Origin of the sequence: Streptomyces sp. NPDC059169, from assembly GCF_042755225.1 — a bacterium.
Lineage (GTDB): Bacteria > Actinomycetota > Actinomycetes > Streptomycetales > Streptomycetaceae > Streptomyces.
Window position 1 is genome coordinate 354,367 of sequence record NZ_JBHZCF010000002.1, and the last position, 22,045, is coordinate 376,411.

17 protein-coding genes are annotated in these 22,045 nt (G+C 71.3%); 8 read left to right on the forward strand and 9 right to left on the reverse strand.

All coding sequences use genetic code 11. From position 1 onward, the window contains the following. Positions 1–154: 154 nt before the first annotated feature. Both ACFXOM_RS05440 and ACFXOM_RS05445 read right to left on the reverse strand, forming a co-directional pair. Positions 155–1,102, reverse strand: a complete 948-nt coding sequence (locus tag ACFXOM_RS05440; protein WP_384935836.1) for a carbohydrate kinase family protein — start codon at positions 1,100–1,102, stop codon at positions 155–157. Beyond that, positions 1,099–2,007: a pseudouridine-5'-phosphate glycosidase gene (locus ACFXOM_RS05445; RefSeq protein ID WP_384944786.1), complete on the reverse strand. Its 909-nt coding sequence runs from the start codon at positions 2,005–2,007 to the stop codon at positions 1,099–1,101. The genes ACFXOM_RS05440 and ACFXOM_RS05445 overlap by 4 nt, the downstream gene beginning before the upstream one ends. 449 nt (positions 2,008–2,456) lie before the next feature. Here ACFXOM_RS05445 and ACFXOM_RS05450 point away from each other — a divergent pair, with 449 nt between their 5' ends. After that, positions 2,457–2,834 carry a cupin domain-containing protein gene (locus tag ACFXOM_RS05450; protein WP_384935829.1) on the forward strand — a complete coding sequence of 126 codons (378 nt, stop codon included), beginning with the start codon at positions 2,457–2,459 and terminating at the stop codon, positions 2,832–2,834. 133 nt (positions 2,835–2,967) lie between these two features. Here the strand turns inward: ACFXOM_RS05450 and ACFXOM_RS05455 are convergent, their stop codons facing one another. Together ACFXOM_RS05455 and ACFXOM_RS05460 are read right to left on the reverse strand one after the other, a co-directional pair. Continuing rightward, positions 2,968–4,269 (reverse strand): MFS transporter, encoded by a 1,302-nt coding sequence (locus ACFXOM_RS05455; protein ID WP_384935826.1) that lies wholly within the window; start codon positions 4,267–4,269, stop codon positions 2,968–2,970. Between the two features lie 187 nt (positions 4,270–4,456). Continuing rightward, complete coding sequence (locus ACFXOM_RS05460; protein WP_385037006.1) at positions 4,457–4,993, reverse strand: methylated-DNA--[protein]-cysteine S-methyltransferase; 537 nt, start codon at positions 4,991–4,993, stop codon at positions 4,457–4,459. Between the two features lie 442 nt (positions 4,994–5,435). Between ACFXOM_RS05460 and ACFXOM_RS05465 the strand changes: the two genes are divergently transcribed. The 5 genes from ACFXOM_RS05465 to ACFXOM_RS05485 all read left to right on the forward strand — a co-directional run bounded on the left by ACFXOM_RS05465 (position 5,436) and on the right by ACFXOM_RS05485 (position 13,011). Further along, positions 5,436–6,323 carry an MHYT domain-containing protein gene (locus tag ACFXOM_RS05465; protein ID WP_384935821.1) on the forward strand — a complete coding sequence of 296 codons (888 nt, stop codon included), beginning with the start codon at positions 5,436–5,438 and terminating at the stop codon, positions 6,321–6,323. 51 nt (positions 6,324–6,374) lie between these two features. Then, on the forward strand, positions 6,375–8,516 hold the full coding sequence (gene uvrB / locus ACFXOM_RS05470) for an excinuclease ABC subunit UvrB (protein ID WP_384935818.1): 2,142 nt from the start codon (positions 6,375–6,377) through the stop codon (positions 8,514–8,516). 355 nt (positions 8,517–8,871) lie between these two features. Next, positions 8,872–9,504, forward strand: coding sequence for a TerD family protein (locus ACFXOM_RS05475; protein ID WP_385037009.1), 633 nt, complete (start codon positions 8,872–8,874; stop codon positions 9,502–9,504). Between the two features lie 86 nt (positions 9,505–9,590). Continuing rightward, a complete protein-coding gene (locus ACFXOM_RS05480) occupies positions 9,591–11,597 on the forward strand; it encodes a TerD family protein (protein ID WP_385037012.1) in 2,007 nt (668 codons plus the stop codon). Between the two features lie 403 nt (positions 11,598–12,000). Then, positions 12,001–13,011 carry a TerC family protein gene (locus ACFXOM_RS05485; protein WP_385037015.1) on the forward strand — a complete coding sequence of 337 codons (1,011 nt, stop codon included), beginning with the start codon at positions 12,001–12,003 and terminating at the stop codon, positions 13,009–13,011. A 173-nt stretch (positions 13,012–13,184) separates the two neighbouring features. Here ACFXOM_RS05485 and ACFXOM_RS05490 read toward each other — a convergent pair whose 3' ends face one another. The 3 genes from ACFXOM_RS05490 to ACFXOM_RS05500 form a co-directional block, all read right to left on the reverse strand. Continuing rightward, positions 13,185–14,465: an MFS transporter gene (locus tag ACFXOM_RS05490; RefSeq protein ID WP_384935878.1), complete on the reverse strand. Its 1,281-nt coding sequence runs from the start codon at positions 14,463–14,465 to the stop codon at positions 13,185–13,187. A 186-nt stretch (positions 14,466–14,651) separates the two neighbouring features. Further along, entirely contained in the window at positions 14,652–15,308 is a 657-nt protein-coding gene (locus ACFXOM_RS05495) for an MBL fold metallo-hydrolase (RefSeq protein WP_384935810.1), read from the reverse strand. A gap of 21 nt (positions 15,309–15,329) precedes the next feature. Then, a complete protein-coding gene (locus tag ACFXOM_RS05500) occupies positions 15,330–16,019 on the reverse strand; it encodes a maleylpyruvate isomerase family mycothiol-dependent enzyme (RefSeq protein ID WP_384935808.1) in 690 nt (229 codons plus the stop codon). A gap of 221 nt (positions 16,020–16,240) precedes the next feature. Between ACFXOM_RS05500 and uvrA the strand changes: the two genes are divergently transcribed. Beyond that, a complete protein-coding gene (gene uvrA / locus ACFXOM_RS05505) occupies positions 16,241–19,270 on the forward strand; it encodes an excinuclease ABC subunit UvrA (protein WP_384935805.1) in 3,030 nt (1,009 codons plus the stop codon). A gap of 154 nt (positions 19,271–19,424) precedes the next feature. On the opposite strand, the gene ACFXOM_RS05510 is transcribed toward uvrA, so the two are convergent. Then, positions 19,425–20,342 (reverse strand): carbohydrate kinase, encoded by a 918-nt coding sequence (locus tag ACFXOM_RS05510; protein WP_385037018.1) that lies wholly within the window; start codon positions 20,340–20,342, stop codon positions 19,425–19,427. 188 nt (positions 20,343–20,530) lie between these two features. Here ACFXOM_RS05510 and ACFXOM_RS05515 point away from each other — a divergent pair, with 188 nt between their 5' ends. Continuing rightward, positions 20,531–20,986, forward strand: a complete 456-nt coding sequence (locus ACFXOM_RS05515; protein ID WP_384935800.1) for a Rieske (2Fe-2S) protein — start codon at positions 20,531–20,533, stop codon at positions 20,984–20,986. A gap of 31 nt (positions 20,987–21,017) precedes the next feature. Here the strand turns inward: ACFXOM_RS05515 and ACFXOM_RS05520 are convergent, their stop codons facing one another. Beyond that, complete coding sequence (locus ACFXOM_RS05520; RefSeq protein ID WP_385037021.1) at positions 21,018–21,983, reverse strand: hypothetical protein; 966 nt, start codon at positions 21,981–21,983, stop codon at positions 21,018–21,020. Positions 21,984–22,045 lie beyond the last annotated feature (62 nt).

Consider the following 22,045-nt stretch of genomic DNA (forward strand, 5'->3'; position numbering starts at 1 on the left):
GCCTCGTCCGGTGCGGGGGCTCTCCGCCCGCCGCCGCGGTCCGTGCGGGTCGCCGACCCCTCGGCACGGGGGACGGCCCACCGGCCGGAAGTCTCCGTACGCCGAGCGGCCGGCCGTGCCGGGACCGGGGCCAACCCCCGCGCGGGCCGGGCGGTCAGTCGGCGGGGTGGTCCGGGGCGCGTCCCGGCGGGCGGCCGCCGCGCCGGGTGACCGCTTCCGCGCCGGCACGGCAGCCGCGCTCGGCGGCAACGGCCGGTGTGGCGCCGGAGAGGAGGGCGGCGAGGAACGCGCCGGTGAAGGCGTCGCCGGCGCCCGTCGAGTCGACCGCCGCCGCCGGGACCGACGGGATCGTGGCGGTCACGTATCCCGACTCCGCCACCAACGCCCCTTGCGAGCCGAGCGTCACGACGGCGAGCGGTACGTGGCGGCTCAGCTTGGCGGCGGCGTCTGCGGTGTCCGGGACACCGGTGAGGACGCGGACTTCGTCGGCGTTGGGCAGCAGCACCCCGACGCCCTCGGTGGCGGACAGGAAGCGGTCCACGCCGAAGCCGGCGAGGAAACCCGCCGACGCAGGGTCGACGCTGACCGGAACGCCGCGCTCTCGTGCGTCCGCGAGCGCCGATGCGGCCAGTTCCCTACTGCTGTCCGCGAAGAACAGGTACCCGGACAGATGGAGCCGGGCGACCCCGTCGAGGAGGGCCGGCGACCAATCGGACGGGGAGAGCCGCAGCGCCGCTCCGCCGTCGGTGAGGAACGTGCGCTCGGCGCTCGCGTCGACCAGGGCGACCACGGTGGCGGTGGGCGCCTCGCCGTCGGCAACCAGTAGCGGGTGCACGCCCGCGTCACGTAGCAGGGCGCCGTGCCAGGACGCGGCGTCGGTGCCGACCCTGCCGAGCAGCCGGACGTCCGCGCACCCCGAGTGCGCCGCCCAGCACGCCGCGTTGGCGCCCGACCCGCCGGGGAGCGTGCATATCTCCGCCGCGGTGTCCGTGCCGTGGGCCAGCGCCGAGCCGTGCCGGGCGACCACGTCGGTCGCCACGTCACCGACCACCAGGAGCGCGCCGCCCGCCGGGGCCTGCGTCCCCCTCGCGGGACCCGTCACAGCGCCGCCGCGACGAGAGCCGCCAACTGCACGTTGCCGCGGACCGCTGCCAGATTGGCCTCCAGGGAGGCGCCCCCCGTGCGTCGCATCAGGTGGTCCAGCAGGAACGGCGTGACCGCCTGTCCCGTGATGCCCCGCTCACGGCATTCGGCCAGCGCCTCGGCAAGGGCCCGGTCGTGCAGCTGAGGATCCAGTTGCTCGTCCTCCGGAACCGGATTCGCCACGATCAGCGCCACGTCGGGACCGCCCAGCGCGTCCTGCGTCCGGATCACCTCCGCCACCTCCCGCGGCGTGCGCACCGTCCAGTCGACGGGCTCCCCGGAGGACGCCAGGTAGAAGCCGGGGAACCGGTCCGTGCCGTAGCCGAGGACGCCCACCCCGAGCGTCTCCAGGCGTTGGAGCGTCGCCGGGACGTCGAGGATCGACTTCACCCCCGCGCACACCACGGCGATCCTGGTCCGCGCCAGCAACTGGAGGTCGGCCGACTCGTCCTGGGTGAGCGTCCATTCGCGGTGCACGCCGCCGAGCCCGCCGGTCGCGAAGACGCGGATGCCGGCACGGGCTGCAAGGAACGCCGTCGCCGACACGGTCGTCGCACCGCTCGCTCCGGAGGTCAGGGCGGGGGCGAGGTCGCGGTGCCCGAGTTTGCGGACGTCCGGGTCGGTCGCGATCCTTTCCAACTCTTCTTTGGTCAGGCCGATGCGGGGCCGCCCGTCCAGTACGGCGATGGTCGCCGGCACCGCACCGCTGCTTCTGACCAGCCCCTCCAACTCCCGCGCGACCGCGAGGTTGCGCGGGCGCGGGAGGCCGTGCGCGATGATCGTGGATTCCAGGGCGACGACGGGGCGGCGGGCGGCGAGTGCTTCCCGTACTTCTTCCGACAGCGTGAGAATGGTCTCGGGCATGTCCCATCCCTGGCACGGAGAAGGCTCGCGCAAACGTTTCTTCGGTCGGTCGCCGGTACACGTCGGCATGCGCATCGGCGCGGCGGGTACGCGCACGGCGGGTACGCGCACCGTGGGGTACGGGCAAGGCACCGCGGGGGACGGGCGCGGGGCCGTGGGGTACGGGCGCGGGGCCGCCACGCGCGCTCGGGACGGAGCCGGCGGGGCGGGCTCCACGATCGCGCTGCCCAGGACGACGCCGGCCGACGGGCCGTGCGGTGCTCCGGGACGCGCGGTGGTGCGGAGCCGGGCACGATGGGAGGACGGAGGAAGGGGCGTGGTCCCGACGCTGACCCGGACCGTGGCGGCACGGGGACGACGGTGACACGGGAGTGTGGCACGTGCGGACCCACCGGCTCACGATGACCCGCGCCCTCAGGAGGAACCCCAGCCCGCTAAGGTGACGCGCCATGACAACCTTTGATCAGTCTGCTGCCGGGCCTACTTCTCCTTCGTTCGTTGTGCACATTCCCGATGCTGAGCTAGAGGTCGAGCCACTTGACCCGACCCAGGTGGTGTCCGGTGCGCCCGTCGTGACCGGCAAGGTGCTGTGGGAGTCCGAGGACGGCAGGCAGTTGCGCGGGATCTGGCAGATCACGCCGGGCGTGGTCACCGATACGGAGTCCAACGAACTGTTCGTCGTGGTCAGCGGGCGCGCCACCGTCGAGGTCGACGGCGGGGCCACGCTGGAGGTTGGGCCGGGGGACGCCTGCGTGCTGCGCGAGGGTGACCGCACGACCTGGACGGTGCACGAGACACTCCGCAAGGCCTACCACATCACCCTCTGAGCCCCGCGCCATGGACGCCCGTGGTCCGGGCGGACCGCCGTGTTCCTGATGCTCGGACGAGCCTCCGTACCGCCGGGCGCGGTGCAGCGCGGATATCTCGCCGTCGCCGCCGCGTGGGTGCTGCCGTCCGGCTTCAGACGGTGGGATCGACCGTGGGCCTTTCTCCGGAGCGGCGCCGGCCGACCGCCCGGAGGACGGTGAACGCGGCCAGCGGCAGCAGCAGGCTCGCCCCGATGAGGTTGAGCCAGCCGTAACCGGCGTTCGACACGATGACCCCCGCCGCGACACCGCCGATGCCCGCCGCCCCGTTCATCGTGAGGTCCGAGAGGCCCTGGACCGCCGCACGGGCGCCGGCGGGAACGGAGTCCGTGAGGAGGGCGGAGCCCGAGACGAGGCCTGCCGACCAGCCGAGCCCCAGCAGGAACAGCCCCGCCGCGCTGCGGCCGTGGCTCGCCCCTGCCGTTCCGGCCAGCAGTGCGGCACCCGAGAGCAGCCCCACGGCGAGTCCGATCACCGAGAGCCTCCCCAGCCGGTCGGAGAGCCAGCCCATCACGGGGGAGAAGGCGTACATGCCGGCGATGTGGCCGCTGATGACGAGGCCGATCAGCTCGATGCCCGCGCCGTGGTGGCTGAGGGCCACGGGCGTCATCGACATGATCGACACCATGGCGGTGTGCGAGACCGCGACCGTCACGAGGGCGAGCCGGGCTCCGGGCGACTTCCGGACCGCCTGAACTCCCGCCCGCAGTGATCGCCCCTTGGTTCCCACCTCGTCGGCCGGCGCCAGAGCACGTGCGGTCAGCAGCGGGTCGGGTCGGAGCAGCACGGCGACGACGAGCGCGGAGAGCAGGAAGACACCAGCCGCCCAGGCGAAGGGGCCGGCCGCCGTCGGGATGCCGAGACCGGACACGCTCCGCCCGGCGGGTGCGGCGATGTTGGGCCCGAGCACCGCGCCGATCGTCGTCGCCCACACCACCGTCGAGATGGCCCTCGCCCTGCGCTGCGGCTCCGCCAGGTCCGCGGCGGCGAACCGTGCCTGCAGGTTCGCCGACGAGGCCGCGCCGAACCCGGCCATGCCCACCAGGAGCAGCGGGAAGTTCCCGAGCACCGAGGCGAGCACGACCACACACGCACCGACCGCCCCGATGAGGTAGGCCAACACGAGCCCGGGGCGCCTTCCGCGAGCTGTCATGAGCGCGGCAAGCGGTACGGAGAGCAGAGCCGTCCCGGCCACCGTTGCCGTCGGAGCCAGACCGGACAGTGCCTCGGTACCGCTGATCTGTTGCGCCAGTACGGACGCCAGCGCGATGCCGGTGGCGACGCCCAGGCCACCGAGTATCTGGCTGACGATGAGCACGGGCGTGATGCGCCGCCGCAGCGCGGACACGTCCACGCGGTCGGCGGCTACGGGTATGTCTGGGGACGTGGTGGCCACTGCCGCAGTGTGCCAGTTACACCTACTGTGCGGAACCGCGGGTCCGGGCCCCGACGCGACCGCCCCCCGCGCCACGGCCTCCGCAGCGCTCGGACCCCTGCCCTCCGCGTCTCGTGGGAGCGCGGGCGGTGCGCCCGCTCCCGTCCCTCCTGCCCGGGCTCGAGCGCCCCCGGCCCCTTGCATGCCGTCAGAACAGTGGTTCCGGTAGCACCCCTTCCAACGCCAGCAGTCGGCGCTTGGTCTCCACACCCCCGCCGAATCCCCCGAGACCCCCGCCGCTCTCGACCACCCGATGGCACGGCACCACCAGAGGAAGCGGATTGGCGCCCATCGCCGCGCCCACCGCCTGGGCCGCTCCGGGCTGGCCGACCCGTACCGCCAGGTCGCCGTACCCCACTACCGTCCCGTACGGAACGCCCTCGGCCAGCTCGCGCAGCACCTCGCGGTTGAACCCGGACGTGAGGGACCAGTCCAGTGGCAGCTCGAACTCCTGGCGCCGCCCCGCGAAGTACTCCGCGAGCTGGCGTATCGGCTCGGTGAGTGCGGCCGAGCCCGGCGCTGCCCCTGCCGGTTCGACACCGAAGCGTGCACCGAGCCGCCGCAGGGCCGTCCCGCGCACCGCCGCGTCGGCGTGGAAGACGACGTTCATCAGCCCGCCGCCGGTGGCGGCGAGCAGCAGCGGCCCGATGTCCGAGTCCACGACCGTCCACTCGAAGGTCTTCATGCCGTCCACCGTACGAGGCCGCGCTGACAGCCGTGCCGGCTTGTGGATAACCTCGTTCGGCCACGGGAGCCGCGGTCCGGGTCCCCTCGCGTCGCGGCCCCACCCCGGCAGCCGCGGACCGGGCACCTCGCCCGGTCCGGCCCGGACCGTCCCCGGCGCCGCCGACCGCCCGGGGCCTCCCGGGGAGACCTTCGGCGGGGGTCCTCCCACCACGGCACACCGACGTGCCGCGGCCTTCCCGACCGCCGCAGGACGGTCACAACGTGAACGAATCCGCCGCGATGAGGTGCCGGCTCCACCATTTCCCCCCCGTTTACCCCCGGATATGTCTCTGCCCTGCTGTTTGCTTGCCGACCTGCTCGCCGTACCCTCGCCGGACAGGGCTCCCTCGACGGAGGGCGCACAGGGGACCTGTGGTGCGAGGGGCGAAGGGCAGACAGGGATGCAGGGCACTGTAGACAGCTTCAGCCACGGCCTGGCCACGCCCGTGGCCGCGTACCTGGCGGCTTGCCTCGGTGCGGCCCTGGGACTGCGCTGCACCGTCAGGTCACTCCGTGCCCGGGGCGCCCACAAACCGGGATGGCTGGCGCTCGGCGCCGCCTCCATCGGGTCCGGGACCTGGATGATGCACTTCGTCGCCATGATGGGCTTCACCGTCGAGGAGGCCGCCGTCGGGTACGACTGGCCGGTCACCTTCGCCGGCCTCGGCGTCGCCGTCCTCATGACCGGCCTCGGGATCTTCGTCGTGGGGTACCGCGGTGCGTCCGCCATGTCGCTGGTGACCGGCGGGACGATCACCGGGCTCGGAATCGCCTCCATGCACTACCTGGGCATGGCCGGCATGCGACTCCAGGGGACGCTGGAGTACGACACCCGCGCCGTCTCCCTCTCCGTAGTGATCGCCGTGACGGCGGCCACCGCCGCGCTCTGGGCGGCCGTGTCCGGCCGCGGCGTCTCGTCGAGCGTCGGAGCCAGTCTGATGATGGGCCTTGCTGCCGGCGGGCTGCACTACACGGGCATGGCCGCCGTCAGCGTCCACGTCCACGACGGCGCTCCGGAATCCGGCCTCGACGGCTCGCCCGCGACGCTCATCGCTCCGATGCTGATCGGCCCTGCCCTCTTCCTGGTGCTGGCCGGGGTGGTCGTGGTGCTCGGCCGCGGGGCGGTCATGGGTCACCAGGAGCCGCAGTTCCCAGGCGCCCCGGGCCTCGCCCTGCGCCCTGGGGTCCCGACGCAGCGGAGCGCGCGGTCGCACGGCGAGCCGGCGTACTGGTCGGCGGAGCCGTCCCACACCGCCCACCGCACCTCGCAACGCTCCCGGCCCTTCTGACCACTCCCGCGGTCGCACACGGCTGTCAGCGGTGGGTCGTACGGTGGGTGCATGCGGCCCGTTTCCCAGATCGAACGCTCGATGGCGCCCTTCGAGGTCGTCAGCCCCTACCAGCCCAGCGGTGACCAGCCCACGGCCATCGCCGAGCTCGACAAGCGCATCCGCGCTGGTGAGAAGGACGTCGTCCTGCTCGGTGCCACGGGCACGGGCAAGTCGGCGACCACGGCCTGGATGATCGAGAAGCTCCAGCGCCCCACCCTCGTCATGGCGCCCAACAAGACGCTGGCCGCCCAGTTGGCGAACGAGTTCCGCGAACTCCTGCCGAACAACGCGGTGGAGTACTTCGTCTCGTACTACGACTACTACCAGCCCGAGGCCTACGTCCCGCAGTCCGACACCTACATCGAGAAGGACTCCTCGATCAACGAGGAGGTGGAGCGGTTGCGCCACTCCGCGACCAATTCGCTGCTCACCCGCAGGGACGTGATCGTGGTCGCCTCGGTCTCGTGCATCTACGGCCTCGGCACGCCACAGGAGTACGTGGACCGCATGGTGCCGCTGAAGGTCGGCGAGGAGATCGACCGCGACCAGCTGCTGCGCCGTTTCGTGGACATCCAGTACACGCGCAACGACACGGCGTTCACCCGGGGCACGTTCCGGGTCCGCGGCGACACCATCGAGATCTTCCCGGTCTACGAGGAGCTGGCCGTGCGCATCGAGATGTTCGGTGACGAGATCGAGGCGCTCTCCACGCTCCACCCGATCACCGGCGAGGTCATCAGCGACGACCAGGAGCTGTACGTCTTCCCGGCCAGCCACTACGTCGCAGGCCCCGAGCGCATGGAGAAGGCGGTCAACGGGATCGAGCGCGAGCTGGAGGAGCGCCTCGCCGACCTGGAGAAGCAGGGCAAGCTGCTGGAGTCGCAGCGGCTGCGGATGCGTACCTCGTACGACATCGAGATGCTCCGCCAGATCGGCACTTGCTCCGGGGTCGAGAACTACTCGATGCACTTCGACGGGCGCGACCCGGGCACCCCGCCCAACACGCTCCTCGACTACTTCCCGGAGGACTTCCTCCTCGTCATCGACGAGTCACACGTGACGGTCCCGCAGATCGGCGCGATGTACGAGGGCGACGCGTCGCGCAAGCGGACCCTCGTCGACCACGGCTTCCGGCTGCCCTCCGCACTCGACAACAGGCCACTGAAGTGGGAGGAGTTCCAGGAACGGATCGGCCAGACGGTGTACTTGTCCGCCACCCCTGGCACGTACGAGCTCTCGCGTTCCGACGGCTTCGTCGAACAGATCATCCGGCCCACCGGCCTGGTCGACCCCGAGGTCGTCGTCAAGTCCACCGAGGGCCAGATCGACGACCTGGTGCACGAGATCCGCACGCGCACCGAGAAGGACGAGCGCGTCCTGGTCACCACGCTCACCAAGAAGATGGCGGAGGACCTCACGGACTACTTCCTGGAGCTCGGCATCCAGGTCCGTTACCTGCACAGCGACGTCGACACCCTCCGCCGGGTGGAACTGTTGCGCGAGCTGCGCGCCGGTGAGTACGACGTCCTGGTCGGCATCAACCTGCTCCGCGAGGGCCTGGACCTCCCCGAGGTCTCCCTCGTGTCGATCCTCGACGCCGACAAGGAGGGGTTCCTGCGCTCCGGGACCTCGCTCATCCAGACGATCGGCCGTGCGGCGCGCAACGTCTCCGGTCAGGTCCACATGTACGCCGACAAGGTCACCCCGGCGATGGAGAAGGCCATCGAGGAGACCAACCGCCGGCGGGAGAAGCAGATCGCCTTCAACAAGGCGAACGGCATCGATCCGCAGCCGCTCCGCAAGAAGATCAACGACATCGTGGCCACGATCGCCCGCGAGGGGGTCGACACCGAGCAGCTCCTCGGCACGGGGTACCGCCAGGGGAAGGACGGCAAGGCAGCCAAGGCACCGGTGCCGTCCCTCGCGGCACACTCCGTCAAGGGAGCCAAGGGCGGTAAGGCCGCTGCGAGGAAGGGCGACCTCACCAGTGATCGGCCCGCGGCCGAACTGGCGGGCATCATCGAGGAGATGACGGACCGGATGCGCGCGGCGGCCGCGGAGCTCCAATTCGAGGTGGCAGCACGGCTGCGCGACGAAGTGAGCGAACTGAAGAAGGAGCTGCGGCAGATGAAGGAGGCCGGGATCGCCTGACACGGGGCCGGTCTGACGCCGTGTCGCATGACGCGGGGCCGTACGGGTGCGTCCGGCACGTACGGGGGCGGCGGTGACGACGGGTGCCGCCGGCTACCTGTGGCTGCCGTCGTCGCCCGGTGCTGCGGCCATCCCGTGCCCGTCCGCAAGGGGCGGACGGTGCGTGCGTACCGCAGGCCGCGGCGCCGGGTGCGGCACGGTCCGGCTGTGTCCGGTGCTCCGGTTGTGATTCCGTGGGCGGACCGATGTTCGGTGTGTCTCAACACCGCCACAAAACCAGACCAAGTCTCCGTGCTGTCGGCCCGAATGCGTAGGGTGCAGGACAACCGCACACATGGACGGTTGCGGGGGAACCATGGAGAGGGGACAGCGCGTGGTGGACGTATCCGAGGGCGGGACGCCCGGGGGTCCCGGCGTCAATCTGACCAAGGGACAGGCCATCAGCCTGGAGAAGAGGGGCGGCGGCACCCTCACCGCGGTGCGGATGGGCCTCGGCTGGCAGGCGGCGCCCCGGCGTGGTCTGTTCGGCTCCCGCACCCGCGAGATCGACCTGGACGCCTCGGCGGTGCTCTTCGCCGACAAGCAACCCGTGGACGTGGTCTTCTTCCGGCACCTCGTCAGCGACGACGGATCGGTCAGGCACACCGGTGACAACCTCGTGGGCGGAGCCGGCCAGGGCGGCGACGACGAGGCGATCCTCGTGGACCTGCAGCGAGTACCGGTCCACATCGACCAGATCGTCTTTACGGTGAACTCGTTCACCGGCCAGACGTTCCAGGAGGTGCAGAACGCCTTCTGCCGTCTCGTCGACGAGACCAACGGGCAGGAGCTCGCGCGCTACACGCTGGACGGCGGAGGCCAGTACACCGCCCAGATCATGGCGAAGGTGCACCGCGCGGGTGCCGGCTGGCAGATGACCGCGCTCGGCACCTCGGCCAACGGCCGTACGTTCCAGGACCTGATGCCGGCGATCCTGCCGCACCTGTAAGGCGGGGCCTCAGCCGTACGACGCGCAGCTCCCGGAGGTACCACGCCGCCGGGAGCCACCCGCACACCACCGAGGGGACAGAGCCAATGACGGCGGAGCTGGTCCGGGGACAGAACCACCCGCTGCCCCACAACGCACTCGAGATCCGGGTGTCGGCCGGCGAGTCCGTCGTGGTGGGAGTGGCCCTCGGCGACGAGAACGGCCGTGTGGCGGGCGCGGAATGGGTGGCGCACCCCGTCCAGCCGGGTCTCCCCGGCGTCGAGGTCTCCCGGCAGGCCGCCACCGACCACCGCCTCACCGTGGACCTGGACGCCGTGCCCGCTGCGGTGTATCGGGTGACCGTCCTCCTCGCCCTACCGATCGGACCCACAGCCCCGGGCAGCTTCGGTGCCGTCGCCGCTCCGTTCGTCGCCGTCTCGGGGCCGGACGGCGCCGACATCGTCAGCTACACCGTCACCGGCCTCGATGTGGAGTCCGCCGTCATCGCGTTGGAGCTCTACCGCCGCCACGACGTGTGGAAGGTCCGGGCCGTGGGGCAGGGATACGCGGGCGGCCTCGCGGCCCTCTTCGCCGACCAGGGACTCGACCGGTCGGCGGAGGTGGCCGCCGCCGTCCAGGAGTCGGTCGCCCTCGACCTCGCCCGTACCGGGGGAACACCGCCACCCGTCACCACCGAGGTCCGTCACGGCGCTGCTGCGGCTGCCGCCGGCACGGCTGCCGGAGACCCCGCTGCCGCTCCGGGCCACACGGTCGCCGCGTCGCCGCAGGCGGTGCCGCCACACGGCCTCGCCGCCGCGGACATCCCGCCGGACGGTGCCGCCTCGCAGGCCGCGCAGCCCCCGTCGCAGGCGCAGACCCAGGCCCACAACGACCCGATCAGCTATGTGGATCCACGGCGGCAGCCTGCCGCGCCTCCTCCGCCGCCCCCGGTCGCACCACCCACGGAGCCGGGGCGCCCGGCTCCTCCGGTCGCCGGTGACGCCACCGGCTGGACCATGGAGGAGCGGCTCTACAACCAGGTGTGGGGCATGTTCGAGGACCTGGCCCGCACGGTCGCCGCGTACCGGAGCGCGGTCGACTTCGCCGAATCACGGCTCGACCAGGAGCTCGACCGGGCCCTGTCCGACGCGCGCAACCGGATGGGCGGGTCGGCGGACACCGCGCGCGAGGCGGCCCGCGTCAAACACGACGAGCTGACCGAACGGGCCCGCGAAGCGCTGGAGCGCGACCTCGCCCAGCTGATCGCGGAGTCCGAGGTCGTCGAACCCGCGCTGCCGCCGGCGTTCGCCCGGTGGGACAACCCCGTCTGGCACGGCTACCGCGTCCCGATGGAGATCCCCATGGCCCTGCGTCTGGGTGACCTGCACCTCCCTGAACGCCCGCAGCTGCGCATCCCGATGTTGGTCAGGCTGCCGCTCGAACGCGGTCTGTGGGTGGACAGCGGACGCAGCGCCTCCGAGGAAGCTTCGCTGTTGGACGATGCGCAGCTGCGCGCACGCGCCGTGGACGCCGCGGTCTCCCACGCCGCGCGGCTGCTCGCGGTCTATCCGGCCGGTGAGTTCACGGTGCACGTCATCGACCCCGCGGGCTCCGCCGCGGCCTCCCTGGCCCCGCTGGTGCAGTCCGGTGTGCTGGACGAGCCTCCTGCGGTGGGGGCCCAGGGTGTCTCCTCTGTGCTCGGTCGGCTCACCCAGCGCGTGGACCTCGTGCAGATGGCCATGCGCGGGGGAGCGGCCGACGCACTGCCGCCCGATCTGGACACGGCCCATCAGTTGCTGGTCGTCAATGACTTCCCGCACGGCTTCGACGACCGTGCGGTGACGCAACTGCGCTACCTCGCCGACGAGGGACCGGCCGTCGGCGTCCACCTGCTGATGGTCGCCGACCGCGAGGACGCGAGCGCGTACGGTCCGCTGCTCGATCCGCTGTGGCGCTCCCTGCTGCGGATCACGCCGGTGCCCGACGATCATCTGGCGGATCCGTGGGTGCAACACTCCTGGACGTACGAGCCGCCCGCGGTTCCCCCGGGCAGCGACGTCCTTCGGATCGTGCTCTCCCAGGCCGCCGCTGCCCGGCACACCTGGCGCCGCTGAGCCACTGGCGGAGGCGTCGGTACGGTCGCCCCGGGCTGTGGTCGGCCCGGAAACCCGCCGGGTGGTGAAGCCCCTCGGGCACGCCGGGTCGGCCGCTGCCGGGGCTCTTCCCCGCCTCGCCGGGTTTCCCGGACGGATCCCAGCGTCCCGGCAAAATGACGGACCTCCTGACCTGCATATTTGACCTTTACATTGCCTTTCTCTTTACCTTCCTTTGGTCTTTCCTGTACAGTTCTTTGCGCGGAGGGGAGTACTCCCACCTGCGGCGTTCCCGTCAGTACGGACGGACGGACAGAGCCCGGTCCCGGGGCGCCGGCCCGCGGTGCGGCAGTGTGGCGCCCGGGTGGAAGAGACCTCCGGCAGCGACGACGCTGATCAGTAGCCGTACGACGCCGGAGGCGCAGTGAACGTGTCACTCACCCTGTGGGCGCTGACCATTCTCGGTCTGTCCGCCCTGATCGCGGTCGACTTCTTCATCGGACGCAAGCCGCACGACGTGTCGATCAGGGAGGCGGGCATCTGGACGGTCGTCTGGATCGTCCTCGCCGTGCTCTTCGGCCTCGGCCTGCTCCTGGCCGGGGAGAGTCAGGCGTCCGGCGAGTTCTTCGCCGGCTTCATCACCGAGAAGTCGCTGAGTGTCGACAACCTCTTCGTCTTCGTCCTGATCATGGCGAAGTTCGCCGTACCGTCCCACCTCCAGCAGCGCGTCCTGCTGGTGGGCGTTCTCATCGCCCTGGTCCTGCGGGCCGTCTTCATCGCGGCCGGCGCCGCGATCATCGCGAGCTTCTCGTGGGTCTTCTACATCTTCGGTGCGTTCCTGATCTACACCGCCTGGAAGCTCATCCAGGAGGCGCGTTCCGACGAGGAGGACGAGTTCGAGGAGAACCGTCTACTCAAGTCCGTCGAGAGGAAGTTCGGGGTCGCCGACAGGTACCACGACACGAAGCTCTTCATACGGGTCAACGGCAAGCGCGTGATGACCCCGCTGATGGTCGTCATGCTCGCCATCGGCACCACGGACGTGCTGTTCGCGCTGGACTCGATCCCGGCGATCTTCGGCTTGACCCAGGACCCGTACATCGTCTTCACGGCCAACGCGTTCGCGCTGATGGGCCTGCGCCAGCTGTACTTCCTGATCGGTGGACTCCTCAAGAAGCTGGTCCACCTCAGCTACGGCCTGTCGGTGATCCTCGGCTTCATCGGCGTCAAGCTCGTGCTCCACGCCCTGCACGAGTCCGGCGTCCCGGTCCCCGAGATCTCCACTCCGTTGTCGCTCGTGTTCATCTGCGGCATCCTGATCATCACCACGATCACCAGCCTGGTGGCCTCCAGGCGGCAGGTGGCGCGTGAGGCCGAGGAAGTGGCCGAGGGCGCGGCGGTCGACCCGTCTCCGAAGGACAGCGTCGACGCTTGACGATCGACCGCGTAGGGCCGCGCTGCACGACGGTGGACCGCCGGGCTGTCCGGCAGGCCCGCCGGCGTCCGGGAGTCAGGCGGCTCCGTCGGCGTCCCGGGGGCGTGCCCGCGGCCCCCGGCACACGGGGTCGCGTGGCGGGACCGCGGGCGAAGCATCCGTTCCGACCGCGCTCAGGCGGTCGCCCCCTCCCCGGGGCTCCGGACGACCGCTGCGCGTGCGGGGAGGGTCTCCGGCAGGAGGGCGAAGCATCCCAGGCTGAGCAGTGCGAGTCCCGTCACGTACGTCGCCACCCCCCACGGCGGACCGCTCCCGGCCGCGACCGCCGTCGCCACGATCGGAGTGAGCGCTCCGCCCAGGACGCCCGCAAGGTTGTAGCCGACCGCCGCACCCGTGCACCGCACCCTCGGCTCGAACAGTTCCGGCAGGTAGGCCGCGACCACGGCGAACACGGTGATGAAGGCGAGCAGCGCGCCCAGGAGCCCGGCGAACATCAGCAGCGGTCGTGCGGTCTGCAGCAACGCCGCCGTCGGAAACATCCACAGGGCGATCGCCGTACAACCGGTGAGGCAGAGGACCCGCCTGCCGTACCGGTCACCGAGCAAGGCCACGAACGGCGTCACCGCCCCCATCACGGCCACCGCTGCCATGACGCACACGAGCATCACCGTGCGGCTGACCCCGAGGCGTTCGGTGCCGTACGCCAGGGCCCAGGTGGAGACGGTGTAGAAGACCGCGTACCCCACCGACAGAGCTCCGGCGGTGAGGAGTACCAGCCTCCAGTGCCCGCGAAGCACCTCGGCGAGCGGGAGGCGGGCCCGTTCGGTGAGCTGCTCGAACTGCGGTGTCTCCGTGAGCGAACGGCGCAGCAGCAGTCCGGCCGCGGCGAGCAGGCCCGCCGCCCAGAACGGGACTCGCCATCCCCAACTGCGGAACTGCGTGTCGCTGAGACCCGCGGACAGGGCCAGCATCACCCCGTTGGCCAGCAGGAATCCGACCGCCGGACCGACCTGCGGAAAGCTCGACCACAAGGCGCGCCGCCCGGCCGGCGCGTGTTCGGCGGTGAGCAGCACCGCGCCGCCCCATTCGCCCCCGAGACCGAGGCCCTGCAGGAAGCGCAGCGCCAGCAGCAGGGCCGGCGCGGCGGTACCGAGTGTCGCGTACGACGGCACACAGCCCACCGCGACCGTCGCCGCCCCCGTCAGTAGCAGCGAGGCGAAGAGGACGGGCCGCCGTCCATGGCGGTCGCCGATGTGGCCGAAGAGCGCGGAGCCGAGCGGCCGCGCGACGAATCCGACCGCGAAGGTGCCGAAGGCGGCGAGGGTCCCCGCGACCGGGGAGATGGTCGGGAAGAACAACGGCCCGAGCACCAGCGCCGCCGCGGTGCCGTACACGAAGAAGTCGTAGAACTCGACGGCCGTCCCGATGAGGGCCGACAGGGCGAGCCGGGTCATGGACGGGGCGGAGCGCTTCGGCGGCGACATGGTAGGCGACACAGGGTGACTGTTGTGCATGTTGCGACAACTACCCGTGATGAGCGCTGGTTACGGGGCGCACAGAGGCTTGCGGATCACGATCACCGGCCGTGAGCGGGTACCGGAGGTCTGCCGGAGCGGGGCCACCGGCGCCCCGCACCGTCGTCACCAGCCGCGCGCGTGCCACTCCGGGAGGTGCGGGCGCTCCTTGCCGAGCGTCGTGTCGTTGCCGTGGCCCGGATAGACCCAGGTCTCGTCCGGAAGGACGTCGAAGAGCTTGGTCTCGACGTCGCGGACGAGCGAGGCGAAGGCCTCCGGGTCCTTCCAGGTGTTCCCCACTCCGCCCGGGAAGAGGCAGTCGCCGGTGAAGACGTGCGGGTGGCCGTGTGGGTCGTCGTAGACGAGGGCGATCGACCCCGGGGTGTGTCCCACCAGGTGGCGCGCGGTGAGCTCGACCCGGCCCACCCGGATGGTGTCCCCGTCATCGACCAGGACGTCCGTCGGCACGGGGATGCCCGCCGCGTCGTGGCGCCCCGCGTACGTGCGGGCACCCGTGGCCGCGACCACGTCGGCCAGCGCCTGCCAGTGGTCACCGTGCCGGTGGGTGGTGACGACGGCCGTGATGCCGTCGTCACCGATCAGCCGGAGCAGCGTGTCGGCCTCGTTGGCCGCGTCGACCAGCAGTTGCTCGCCGGTGGTCCGGCAGCGCAGCAGGTAGGAGTTGTTGTCCATCGGGCCGACGGCGACCTTGGAGATCATCAGGTCCGCCAGCTCGTGCACGTCCGCCGGACCGCCCACCTTCACCGCTCCGCTGTATGTCATGGGGTCAGCGTACTCAGCCGACTACAGGGGAGGCAGCTGAGGCAGGGATCCTCCGGTGATCCTGAGCGCCGACCCGTCCCTACGGCCGCAGAGCCAGCCGAGCAGGTCCGCGGCGGTTCCCCGCACCGCGACGGGGGTGCCTTCTGCGCCCCCGCCCGTGGTCCACTCCCGGCCGTCGTCGGCGACGACGGTGGTGGTCGGCACGTCATGGTGGCCGGCGAACCTGTCGGCGAGGAACCCGATCTCCCGCTCGACGAACCCGTCGGGCAGGTCTTCCAGCTCGTACCCGATGCCCAGGTCGACGTGGTGCAGCTCCAACTCGACGAGCCGTCGGAACGGGATGCGGGCGGTGGTGTCCTTCACTCCGTTGCGCAGCTCGACGGTGCGGGACCAGTCGGATTCCCCCGAGGCGACCGATTGGTAGCGGGCGGCGCTGTCGCGCACGTCGTCGAGCTGGACATCGAGCGGGCGCGGCGCGTCGCGCTCGATGTCGGCGTTGCGCGCGTCGCCGCTGACGTACATGGGACGGCCTTCGAGGGCGTTGACGAGGGCGTCGGCGTTGCGGGAGAGGTGGGCCAGCACATGGCCGCGGCTCCACCCGGGGAGTCGTGACGGCTCGCCGAGAGCCGCGCTGTCCAGGGCGGCGGCTGCGGTGAGCAGTCGGTCCGTCGCCTCGCGTACGGATGCCAGGTCGCGCACAGGATCGATCATGACGCCGACGATAGCTCCACCACACGTTCGGGTGAAGGTGGCAGAGGACTGAGAGAAATCGAATGCACGTGCTATAGGCTCGGTGGAGGCATCCTTGGTAGTCAGGCATTCACTAGTCAGGCATTCATTGATCCGGCGGCCCCCATAGGCTGGAACAGTCTGGGACGGGGGCTGTGTCCCCGCTCTTCAGGACTTCTTCTCAAGAAAGGTGCGGACCCGGCGTGGCCGACCGTCTCATCGTCCGTGGCGCTCGCGAGCACAACCTCAAGAACGTCTCGCTCGACCTCCCGCGTGACTCCCTCATCGTCTTCACCGGGCTCTCGGGGTCGGGCAAGTCGTCCCTCGCGTTCGACACGATCTTCGCCGAGGGGCAGCGCCGATACGTCGAGTCGCTCTCCTCCTACGCCCGGCAGTTCCTGGGCCAGATGGACAAGCCGGACGTCGACTTCATCGAAGGCCTGTCCCCGGCCGTCTCGATCGACCAGAAGTCCACGTCGCGCAACCCGCGTTCGACGGTCGGCACGATCACCGAGGTGTACGACTACCTCCGGTTGCTTTTCGCCCGGATCGGCAAGCCGCACTGTCCCGAGTGCGGACGTCCCATCGCACGCCAGTCGCCGCAGGCCATCGTCGACAAGGTGCTGGAGCTGCCCGAAGGCAGCCGGTTCCAGGTGTTGTCGCCGCTCGTGCGCGAGCGGAAGGGCGAGTTCGTCGACCTGTTCGCCGACCTCCAGACCAAGGGGTACAGCCGGGCGCGCGTCGACGGGCAGACGATCCAGCTGGCCGAACCGCCCAAGCTGAAGAAGCAGGAGAAGCACACCATCGAGGTGGTCGTCGACCGCCTGACCGTCAAGGACGGCGCCAAGCGGCGGCTCACCGACTCCGTGGAGACCGCCCTGGGCCTCTCCGGCGGCATGGTCGTGCTCGACTTCGTCGACCTCCCCGAGGACGACCCCGAGCGCGAGCGGATGTACTCCGAGCACCTGTACTGCCCCTATGACGACCTGTCCTTCGAAGAGCTGGAGCCGCGCTCCTTCTCCTTCAACTCGCCGTTCGGTGCCTGCCCCGACTGCACCGGCATCGGCACCCGCATGGAGGTGGACCCCGAGCTGATCGTCCCCGACGAGCAGCGCTCGCTCGACGAGGGGGCCATCCACCCCTGGTCCCACGGGCACACCAAGGAGTACTTCGGGCGGCTGATCGGCGGGCTCGCCCAGGCCCTCGGATTCTCCACCGACATGCCCTGGGCCGGGCTGCCCCAGCGCGCCAAGAAGGCCCTGCTGTACGGCCACAAGACGCAGGTCGAGGTCCGCTACCGCAACCGGTACGGCAGGGAGCGCGCGTACACCACCCCGGCGTTCGAGGGGGCGGTGTCCTTCGTGAAGCGGCGCCACAGCGACGCGGAGAGCGATGCGAGCCGTGAGCGCTTCGAGGGCTACATGCGCGAGGTGCCCTGCCCCACCTGCCAGGGCACGCGGCTGAAGCCGATCGTCCTCGCCGTCACGGTGATGGAGAAGTCCATTGCCGACGTCTCCGGAATGTCGATCAGTGAGTGTGCCGACTTCCTCGGCCGACTCACGCTCAACGCCCGCGACAAGAAGATCGCCGAACGGGTCCTCAAGGAGGTCAACGAGCGGCTGCGGTTCCTGGTCGACGTCGGCCTCGACTACCTGTCGCTCAACCGGGCTGCGGGCACGCTCTCCGGTGGTGAGGCCCAACGCATCCGACTCGCCACCCAGATCGGCTCGGGCCTCGTCGGCGTGCTCTACGTGCTCGACGAGCCGTCCATCGGCCTGCACCAGCGCGACAACCACCGGCTCATCGAGACCCTCGTCCGGCTGCGGGACATGGGCAACACGCTGATCGTCGTGGAGCACGACGAGGACACCATCAAGACCGCCGACTGGGTCGTGGACATCGGCCCCGGTGCGGGCGAGCACGGGGGGAAGGTCGTCCACTCCGGGCCGCTGAAGCAGCTCCTGGGCAACAAGGAGTCGATGACCGGGCAGTACCTGTCGGGCAAGCGGGCCATCCCGACGCCGGACGTCCGGCGTCCCATGGACCCCGGCCGGCAGCTGACGGTCCACGGGGCCCGCGAGAACAACCTGCGGGACATCGACGTGTCGTTCCCGCTCGGCCTGTTCACCGCCGTGACCGGGGTGTCCGGCTCCGGAAAGTCGACGCTCGTCAACGACATCCTCTACACCCACTTGGCGCGCGAGCTCAACGGCGCCAAGTCGGTGCCCGGTCGGCACACCCGGGTGGACGGCGACGACCTCGTCGACAAGGTCGTACACGTGGACCAGTCGCCCATCGGCCGCACGCCACGGTCCAACCCGGCCACGTACACGGGCGTCTTCGACCACGTGCGCAGGCTGTTCGCCGAGACGATGGAGGCGAAGGTCCGTGGCTACCTCCCCGGCCGCTTCTCCTTCAACGTCAAGGGCGGCCGCTGTGAGAACTGCTCGGGCGACGGCACCATCAAGATCGAGATGAACTTCCTGCCGGACGTGTACGTCCCGTGCGAGGTCTGCCACGGGGCGCGCTACAACCGCGAGACCCTGGAGGTCCACTACAAGGGCAAGTCCATCGCCGAGGTGCTGGACATGCCGATCGAGGAGGCGCTGCACTTCTTCGAGGCGGTGCCGACGATCGCGCGCCATCTGAAGACCCTCAACGAGGTGGGGCTGGGCTACGTCCGGCTCGGGCAGTCCGCGCCGACGCTCTCCGGAGGGGAGGCACAGCGCGTCAAGCTGGCCTCCGAGCTCCAGAAGCGTTCCACGGGCCGAACGGTCTACGTCCTGGACGAGCCGACCACCGGTCTGCACTTCGAGGACATCTCGAAGCTGATCAACGTGTTGTCCGGACTGGTCGACAAGGGCAACTCCGTGATCGTGATCGAGCACAACCTCGATGTGATCAAGACCGCGGACTGGGTCGTCGACATGGGACCCGAGGGAGGCAGCGGCGGCGGCCTCGTGATCGCGGAGGGCACTCCCGAGCAGGTCGCCGCGGTTCCCTCCAGCCATACCGGGAAGTTCCTGCGGGACATCCTCGGAGGGGAGCGGATCGTCGACACCGTCCCTGCGCAGTCCCGGAAGGCGCCGGCGAAGAAGGCCGCCGCCAAGAAGACGGTGTCCGCCAAGAAGACGGTGTCGGCGAACAACACGGCGACGCGGAAGAAGGTGTCGGCGAACGCCACGCCGGTGAAGAAGACGGCCACGGCTCGCACACGGGCGCGCAAGGCCTGACCTCCGGGTGCGCGGCCCCGTTGGTCCTGCCGCTGCCCGGGGGCGGCAGGACCAACGGCGACGGCACAACGGGCCGTGCCCACGGAGGGAAGCCCGCGGGCGCGGCCCCGTGGCGCCTCCCCAGCGGCCTCCGTGCCGCGTGGGTTCGGACGGGCTACCGCAGATCCGACGCGTACGGGGGTTCCGCACCGGTGCGGGCGCACGTCAGGGCGGCGGCGCGTGCCGCGAAGGACAGGACCTCCGTCCAGCCGGCGGAGCCGAGGGAGAGCAGGGCCTCCGATGCGAGCGCCGCACGCCGCGCCAGGTCGTCCAGCAGTGCTGCGTTGACCGTGTCGCCCGCGCCGATGGTGTCGGCGACCGTCACCTCGACACCCGGAACGGAGATCTCCGCACCGTCCCGGGTGTACACCGTGAGCCCGCGCTCACCGTGGGTGAGGACGACGGCCGCGGGGCCGAGCCCGAGCCACTCCTCCGGAGAACCGCCGAGCCATTTGACGTCGTCCTCGGACACCTTCAGCAGCGTCACCGACGCAAGCCACCTCGTGAACCGCGCCCGGTACGCGTCCGGTTCCGAGATCAGACCCGGCCTGATGTTCGGATCGAGCAGGGTGAAGACCCCTCGTGCAGCCTCCCGGTGCAACAGCGCCTCATAGGCGCTCGCCCCCGGCTCCAACACCAGGGAACACGTTCCGAGCGCCAACGCCTCCACCCCGGCGGGCAGTTCCGGAGGCAGCGCGAACAACCGGTCGGCACTGCCGGAGGCGTAGAAGCCGTACCCCGCGGACCCGTCGGCCTCTATCGCGGCGACCGCGAGGGTGGTTGGTTCCGGGCCGCGCTGCACCAGGGACGTCCCGACTCCCGCCGCCCGCAGACCGTCCAGCAGCGCCTCTCCGAAACCGTCCGTCGAGACCCGCGAACAGAACGTGACGTCCGCGCCCAGCCGTCCCAGGGCCACCGCGGTGTTGAACGGGCCGCCGCCGAGCCGTGGCAGCAGGGGCGGCAGCGCCTCGCCCCCGACCGCCGCCCGTTGCGGGACCAGATCGATCAGGGACTCACCGGCGACGACGATCACGCCTGCAACGTAACCCATCGTCCGGGGCCGCGACAGTCCCGCCACGGCCGCGCCCGCACCCTCGCCGACCGGTCGGGACCCGGCCGCGGAGGGCGCAGTCTGCGCCGGTATCGTCGCGTCTGTCGGCGGTGCCGGCGCCCTGGCGCCGCCCCGACGCCTCCCTCGATCCCAGAGCCCTGGAGCACTTCATGTCCGGCCAGCCCTCCGCTCACCTCCGGCCGGTGGGACCCCCCGCCCGCCGTACCGTGCTGAAAGGCGCCGCACTCGCCGGGGCCGCCGGACTGGGCGCCGCCGCCTGTTCCACCGAGTCCAACGTCGGCCACGCCCAGGTGCCCACCCCCACCGCACCGGTCGACCTCGGCGCCGCGGATGCGGTGCCCGTCGGCGGTGCCAAGCTCTACCGGGAGCAGCGTCTCGTCGTGCACTGCCCGGCCAGGGGCACGTACCAGGCGTTCAGCGCGCAGTGCACCCACGCCGGGTGCGTACTGGAGAAGGTCGAGGGCACCGAGGGCAACTGCCCCTGCCACGGCAGCCGGTTCGACGTCACCACGGGGGAGGCGGTCCGGGGGCCGGCGACGGTGCCGCTCCCCAAGGTCCCGGTCGCGGTGCGCGACGGCAAGCTGATCGCGGGACCCGGCGCCTGAGCGCCGCTCGGGACCGGCGCAGGGGAGGGCCTCACTGCCACTCCCAGTCGATCCCCAGGAACCCGGACCGCACCCCCTGCTCGACCAGGTGGACGGTGCGGTGCCCCTCGTGCAGCACCAGCTCCGTGCGCCCGGTCCGCGGTGCGCCCGGCGCGGAGCGCGCGAAGCGTCGGCAGCGCACCGGCAGCGCCGCCTCGTCGAACCGCACCTGCAGGACGTACAGCCCGCCCGGGCTGCCGAAGCCGCGCAGGTACTCGTTGCTGGGCCCCGCGGTGCCGTCCTCGAAGTCGTAGCCGAACAGGTGCGTGTCCCCCGCGCGCAGCGCGGTGTCGAAGAGCAGCTCGACGACCAGCACCCCGGTCTCGCGGTCCGTGCGCACCCGACCGGTGCGGCAGTTCTCCGTCGCCCGCAACACCACCCGCTCCGGATCGGACCCCGGGCCGCCCCGGTGGACCGCCACGCACCGGTCGACGCCGTCGCGGTGCGCCCGGACGAGGTGCTGCGAGTCCTGCCCGAGAAGCTCACGGCCGGCTCCGAACCGCACTCGCTCGTGGTGGGCCAGCGTGTGCAGTCCGGAGTCCGCCGGTTGCTCCAGCTCGGCCGTCAACCGCTCCACCACGGAGGACGCCCCCGAGGGCGAGCGGCCCGGGCGCCCGGCGCGCCGCGTCGGCCCGTCGGCCGTACGTCCCGCTGCGGGGAGCAGCCGCAGCAGCGAGTTCCCCGGTAGCCGGAGCACCTCCTCCAGCGCCCGTACCGCCCGCAGCGACTCGGGACGCTGCGGGCGGCGCGCACCCTGCTGCCAGTAACTCAGGCTGGTCACCCCGACCTTGATCCCACGGTGGGCGAGATGGTGCTGGACCCGCTGGAGCGGCAGTCCGCGCACGGCCAGCGCCGCGCGCAGTGCCAGGTGGAACGGGCCCGTCTGGAGCACCTGGGCCAGCTCGCCCTCGGCGTGCGCGGCGCGTGCTGCGGGGGAGGTGTGCGCGGGGTACCCCATGGGGACTCCTCGGTGGAACGTGCACGTCGACCGGCGGGAGTCGTACCGCGGTGCGGGCGTGG